This window comes from Haladaptatus rarus (assembly GCF_054177585.1).
Genome location: NZ_JBPEHG010000038.1, coordinates 1 through 5,820 on the forward strand (window position 1 = coordinate 1; position 5,820 = coordinate 5,820).

Consider the following 5,820-nt stretch of genomic DNA (forward strand, 5'->3'; position numbering starts at 1 on the left):
CGCCCATCGTCCGCGTGCGCGAGAACAGCGAGGCGGAGATACAGCGCGCCCTCGACGTCGGCGCCGCGGGCGTCGAGATACCCCAGATAGAGACGCGCGCGGACGCAGAGGCCGCCGTGGACCACGCGCGGTTCGACCCGCTCGGCGAGCGTGGTCTCTCGCCGTACGTACGCGCCGGCGGCTACACCGGTCGGGACGACTACACCGCACGACAGAATGAGGAGACGACCGTCATCATCCACATCGAGGGTGAGCGCGGCGTTGACAACCTCGACGACATCCTCGCGGTCGAGGGCATCGACGTCCTGTTCCTCGGCCCGTACGACATGTCCCAGTCACTCGGCATTTCGGGACAAGTGCGCGACGACCGCGTCGAGGACCTCATGCAGGAGGTCTGCGACCGCGCGGCCGAGGAAGACAAGGTGGTCGGAACGTACGCTGACGACCCGGAGATGGCTGAACAGTGGATCGACGCGGGCGCTCAGTACGTCGCTATCCACGTCGACGGCGCCATCCTGACACACGCCTTCGAGGACATCGTCGAGAGCGTCGACCGCTGAGGACGCCCGACGACACCATCAGTTCTCGGTCTGTTCGAGTAGCCCCTTCATGTAGCCGGTCGCGTAGAGTCGGCCGAGAGTCATGTAGCCGGGATTGTCGTTGTCCTCGCCTGCCATCGTGGGGACGTGGTCCGGGCGCGCGGGACCATCGAAGCCGATGTCGCGGTATGCCTCGATACAGGCGAGCATGTCCGTCGGGCCGTCGTCGTGCCACGTCTCGACGAAGCGTTCCGCGTCGCCGTCCACGTCGCGGAAGTGGACGAAGTTGATGCGGTCGCCGAACCGGCGGATGGTCGCCGGGACGTCCGCGCCCATGGCCGCGAAGTTACCCTGACAGAAGGTGATACCGTTGTACTCGCTGTCGTAGAGGTCCATGATTCCCTCGTAGTTCTCGACGCTCGTGACGATGCGGTCGACGCCGCGGACGTTGCCGAGCGGCGGGTCGTCGGGGTGAAGCGCAAGTTTCACGCCCGCTTCCTCGGCGACCGGGACGACCTCGTTCAGGAAGTATTCGAGGCCTTCCCAGAGCTTCTCGGCCTCAACGGGCGCGAGTTCTTGGTCGGGGGCGTTCCGCATGATTTCGTGGTCGTAGCCCGTGGTGAGCGACCCGCCGCGACTGGGGATGGCGGTCGAGGTGCGCGCCCAGCGCTTACCCGCCATCCAGTCGTACGCGACGATCGGGACGTCGAGTTCGCCGAGATTCCGGAGGTACTGCTTGAAGCGTGCTATCTCCTCGTCGCGGCCTGGGCGACCGAGACGGGTGTCGTCCGAGATCGGGACGCAGCCCTCGATAACCTCGACGCCGAGGCCGTAGTCGCGGAACCGCTGGGTCAGGTCGAGGAGTTCCTCGTATCGCCAGGGGCGGGACTCGTCGCCGATTTCGAGGGTGTGGACGACCGCGTTTTCGACGCCCATCTGCTTCGCTAGGTCCCACCGTTCGTCGTATTCCGGCGGGAGGATGAGTGCTGGTTCCATGCCGTGTCGAACATCTGCGGACGGTCCGGTATTGAGGTTTTCCCTCGGCACACCGCAGCGCGTCGGCCCTACTCGCCGGCGGGGAAGACATCTTCGACGAACTGCCCGTCGGACAGGGCGATGGGCTCGGGTTCGGAGACGACCCGGAGGTCGTCGCGGTCGCGCGCCTCGGCTAGCAGTGCGGGCGAGGCGGCGAAGCGGCCCAGTCGCATCGTGTCGCGGATGCGGACGACCCGGGCTTCCTCGGGGGCGGTGACACCGATGGTCGAGAGACACGCGAGCAGGCCCGCCCGGTCGGTCTCGACGGCGGGGGGAAGCCGAGCACCCCGGGGCGTCGAGGCAGTGAGAGCGTTCACGAGCGTGTCCGAGAGGTTGATGGCGTCGAAGAGGTCGGCGTGAATGAAATCGGCGGAGCCGACCCCCACGGCGTTCCCGTGAGAGGGCTCAGTGAGGCCGCGGACGAAGATGCGCCCAACGTCTGGTTTCTCGGGCGCCGGTTCGGGGCCAAACACCATCCGTCCGATGACGTTCGTGTCCATGCCCGCTCCGGAGACGTCCTTGCCCGTCCGGTCGACGACGAGGACGTCAACGTCGTCGAACGGAATCGTCGGGAGGTGGTCGTAGGCCGTCTCCAGGAGTTCGGCCTCGCGGTCGAGGAAGCCCTCGGGCGGGACGCCCTCGATTATCGCCGTGTCGTCGTGCTCGTCCTCGACGATGGCCACGCCGCCGACGACGGGGAGTTCGTCGACGAGCAGCGACGTAATCTCGGGAATCATGTTTCGGAAGCTCCAGTCGATGGCCCACTCGTGGGCCGTCTTTGCGCCCCGCTGTTTCCCCATGCCGATGACGATCATCTTCGAAAGCCCACTCTCGACGTCGCCCTGGAAGTCGGTATGCGGCTTCACCCGGTTGACGGGGACGATGGCATCCGCCGCGGCGGCATGCGCGTCGGCGTGGACTTCGACGCCGCGGTCCGGAGTCTCGCCGACGACTGTCGTCTCCATTGTCGCACGAATCTCGCAGCCGAGGGCGGCCTCGGTAACTCCAAGCGATTCGAGCATTTCCCGCTGTCCCCCGACTGTGGCGCCACCGTGGCTCCCCATTGCGGGGAACACGAACGGCTCGTACCCCCGGTCGCGGAGTTCCGAGACGACCCCGCGCACGATGGTCGGGATGTTCGCGATGCCGCGACTCCCCACACCGACTGCGACCTCGCCGCCCTCGGGGATGGCCGCGAGGTCGAACTCGGCCACGGCGGTCGCGGCGTGGTCCGCGACGGCGTTCGTGGGAATCGGATCGGTCGCCCACACCTGCTCGACGACGCCGAGTTCGGGGAGCGGCTGGTTGCCGCAAGCTTCGATGACCGTCTCTTCGGGGACCGGTCTGGGCCCGGCAGTGTCACTCCTTCGCATGAGCGAGTAGTTTACCCTCTCCGGCAAAAACCTGGCGTCGGTCAGGTCCGCTCGATCTCCTCGAACGCGGCCTCGCCGCCCTCGAAGGCGAGACGCTCCCACGCCTCGACTGTGACGTCCTCGGCCTCGCCGACGAGCGCCTCGGAGACGCGGAACTCCGAGAGGTGGCCGGTGTCTCGAATCCAGGCGACGCGGATTCGTTCGGGGTCGTAGGGACCGACGGACCCGAGCGCGGTCTTCAACGCGTGCTCGTCGGTCGGGAGGACGAGCGGGATGGCCGCCTTCGAGAGGGAGTTGCTCGTGATGATGTTCGTGTATACCTGGTTCAGGTCGAGTTCCTCGACCAGCGACCGGCGGGTCACGTCCGCGAGGCCGATGCCGGCGCCGTTCCCGTGGGTCGCTTCGGTGAGGCCGCGGACGAAGATGCGTTTGATGTTCGGGAACTCTGGGTCGTCGGTGTTCAACACGTTGTAGCGACCGACGACGTTCGTGTCCATGCCTGCCCCGGAGACATCCTTGCCCATCTCGTCGATGACGAGTACGTCGAGTTCGTCGTACGGCAGTGTCGGCATGTACTCGTAGGCGCGTTCGAGCAGTGGCCCCTCCCCGTCCGGGAGGTCCTCGGCGGGGATGGCCGTCACCTCCGCGAGCCTGTCGTGGAAGTTCTCGACGAGCGCGACGCCGCCGACGAGATTCGATTCGGCGCGGATGACGTCGAACGCGTCGCGCAGTACCATCTCGTACCCCTCGACGAGGGCGTGTTCGTGGGTCTTCTGGGCGCCCCGCTGTTTCCCGAGGCCGATGACTGCCATCTTCGTGAGACCGCTCTCGAACGTACCGCGATAGTTCGTGTGCGCCTTGACCCGGTTTATCACCAGGGTCGCGTCCGCCTCGAGGGCGGCCGTCGACCAGTTGACGGGGAAGCCGTGGTCCGCCTCCCCGAGCACGCTGGTCTCCATCCGCGGGTCGATGGGGCAGCCGAGTCGTTCCTCGGTGAGGTCGTAGGAGCCGAGGACCTCGCGCTGGCCCTCGGGAGTGGCGCCGCCGTGGCTCCCCATCGCGGGGACCACGACCGGGTCGAATCCTCGTTCGTCGAGTTCGCTCACGACGGCGGCGGTGATGCCGTCGATTCGGTCGATACCGCGGCTGCCAACGCCGACCGCGACGGTGGCGCCGTCGCCAAGTCGGTCGAGGGGAAGCGACTGAACCTCGTCGCGTGCGACAGCCGCCGGGTCGTCGAGTTCCGGGGTCGTCGGTTCGTAGAGTACCCGGGCGAACTGGGGCGGCGACACGTCGTCGACGACGGGGTCGATATCGTCTGCGTCCGGGAACTGCATACCCCTGAAACGGTTCGGAACCCACTTAAACGGTAGTGTCATCTTAAACGGTAGTGTCATCTGGTACCCAGTGACAACGGTTATTAGGGTTTGGTCCGGTCATATGAACGTCACTCATGCGAGCCGACGCAACGACAGCTGGATGCAAGCGGAACAGCCACGGGAGGCCGCCCTGATGCGAGACTTTTCGAACCAAGCCACCAATCGCGCTCCGGACCGCGACGTCGAGATCACCGACATTGAGACCGCCGTTGTCGAAGGGAACTTCGAGTGGAACCTGGTGAAGGTCCACACCGACGCCGGGGTTATCGGCATCGGCGAGTCGTACCGCGGTGGGACAGTCACGGACATAATGGAGTACACGAAGCGCTTCCTCGTCGGGGAGAACCCGCTCGACCCCGAACGCATCTTCCGTCGCATCGTCCAGGATATGTCGGGCCACGGCGGGACGACTGGCAAGGTGGTGACCGCCGCGTCCGGCATCGAGATCGCCTGCTGGGACATCATGGGGAAGGTCCTCGGCGTCCCGGTCTATCAGCTGCTCGGCGGGAAGTACCGCGACGAGGTCCGCATCTACGCGGACTGCCACGCAGGCGAGGCCTTCGAGACGGAGGACGGCTACGTCGCCCACCACGACGAGGAGGCCTATCGACCTGAGGCGTATGCCGAGGAGGCTGAACGCGTGGCCGACATGGGGTTCACCGCGCTGAAGTTCGACCTCGACATGGAGATGGACAACTTCCCCGACCCGTACAACGGACGGGTACCGAACCGTGCCATGCAGCGGAAGGTCGACATCGTGGGGGCAGTCCGCGAGGCCGTCGGCTACGACATCGACCTCGCGTTCGACGTCCACTGGGACTACTCGCTGGACAGCGCGAAGCGGGTCGCGCGGAAGATGGAGCCGTTCGACCTGATGTGGCTCGAGGACGTCGTCCCGCCGGAGAACATGGAGGCCCAGCGTGAGGTGGCCCGCGCGTCGAGCGTGCCGCTCGCGACCGGCGAGAACCGGTTCCGCGTCCACGAGTTCAAGGACCTCCTCTACGACTTCGGCGTCGACGTCATTACGCCCGACCCGTCGACCTGCGGCGGCCTCGCCGAGTCGAAGGCCATTGCGAACCGCGCCGAGGAGAACTACATCGCCTTCTCGCCGCACAACGTCTGCAGTCCCATCGGGACGATGGCCTGCGTCCACCTCGGGGCCTGCATCCCGAACTTCGACGTCCTGGAGTACCACGCCCTCGAGGTCGACTGGTGGGACGACCTCCACACGGACGACCCGCTCATCGACGACGGGTACATCGAGGTCCCCGAGACGCCGGGACTCGGCATCGAACTCGACGAGGACGTCGTCGAGGAGCACCTCCTCGACGGCGAATCCGGCTTCAGCTGAACGAGAGGTCGGTCTCGTAATCCGCGACCGCCGTCGCGGACGGCTCCTCCGTCTCGACCGTCACGCTGATGAGCTCCGGCCCCGACCGGCGCTCGACGGCGGCCGCGACGGCCTCACCGGCGGCCGCCGCCGTGTCGACGCTG

5 protein-coding genes are annotated in these 5,820 nt (G+C 66.5%); 2 read left to right on the forward strand and 3 right to left on the reverse strand.

The annotated features are described in order from the left end of the window. A partial coding sequence (locus ACR3FE_RS27670) for an HpcH/HpaI aldolase family protein (RefSeq protein WP_458211074.1) occupies positions 1 to 560 on the forward strand: 560 nt, incomplete at its 5' end. Between the two features lie 18 nt (positions 561 to 578). On the opposite strand, the gene ACR3FE_RS27675 is transcribed toward ACR3FE_RS27670, so the two are convergent. The 3 genes from ACR3FE_RS27675 to ACR3FE_RS27685 all read right to left on the reverse strand — a co-directional run bounded on the left by ACR3FE_RS27675 (position 579) and on the right by ACR3FE_RS27685 (position 4,284). After that, on the reverse strand, positions 579 to 1,535 hold the full coding sequence (locus ACR3FE_RS27675) for a mannonate dehydratase (RefSeq protein ID WP_458211075.1): 957 nt from the start codon (positions 1,533 to 1,535) through the stop codon (positions 579 to 581). Between the two features lie 68 nt (positions 1,536 to 1,603). Further along, positions 1,604 to 2,947 (reverse strand): nickel pincer cofactor-dependent isomerase, group 22, encoded by a 1,344-nt coding sequence (locus ACR3FE_RS27680; protein ID WP_458211076.1) that lies wholly within the window; start codon positions 2,945 to 2,947, stop codon positions 1,604 to 1,606. A 41-nt stretch (positions 2,948 to 2,988) separates the two neighbouring features. Further along, positions 2,989 to 4,284 (reverse strand): nickel pincer cofactor-dependent isomerase, group 22, encoded by a 1,296-nt coding sequence (locus ACR3FE_RS27685; protein WP_458211077.1) that lies wholly within the window; start codon positions 4,282 to 4,284, stop codon positions 2,989 to 2,991. A 175-nt stretch (positions 4,285 to 4,459) separates the two neighbouring features. Here ACR3FE_RS27685 and ACR3FE_RS27690 point away from each other — a divergent pair, with 175 nt between their 5' ends. Next, positions 4,460 to 5,677, forward strand: a complete 1,218-nt coding sequence (locus ACR3FE_RS27690; RefSeq protein WP_458211078.1) for a mandelate racemase/muconate lactonizing enzyme family protein — start codon at positions 4,460 to 4,462, stop codon at positions 5,675 to 5,677. Positions 5,678 to 5,820 lie beyond the last annotated feature (143 nt).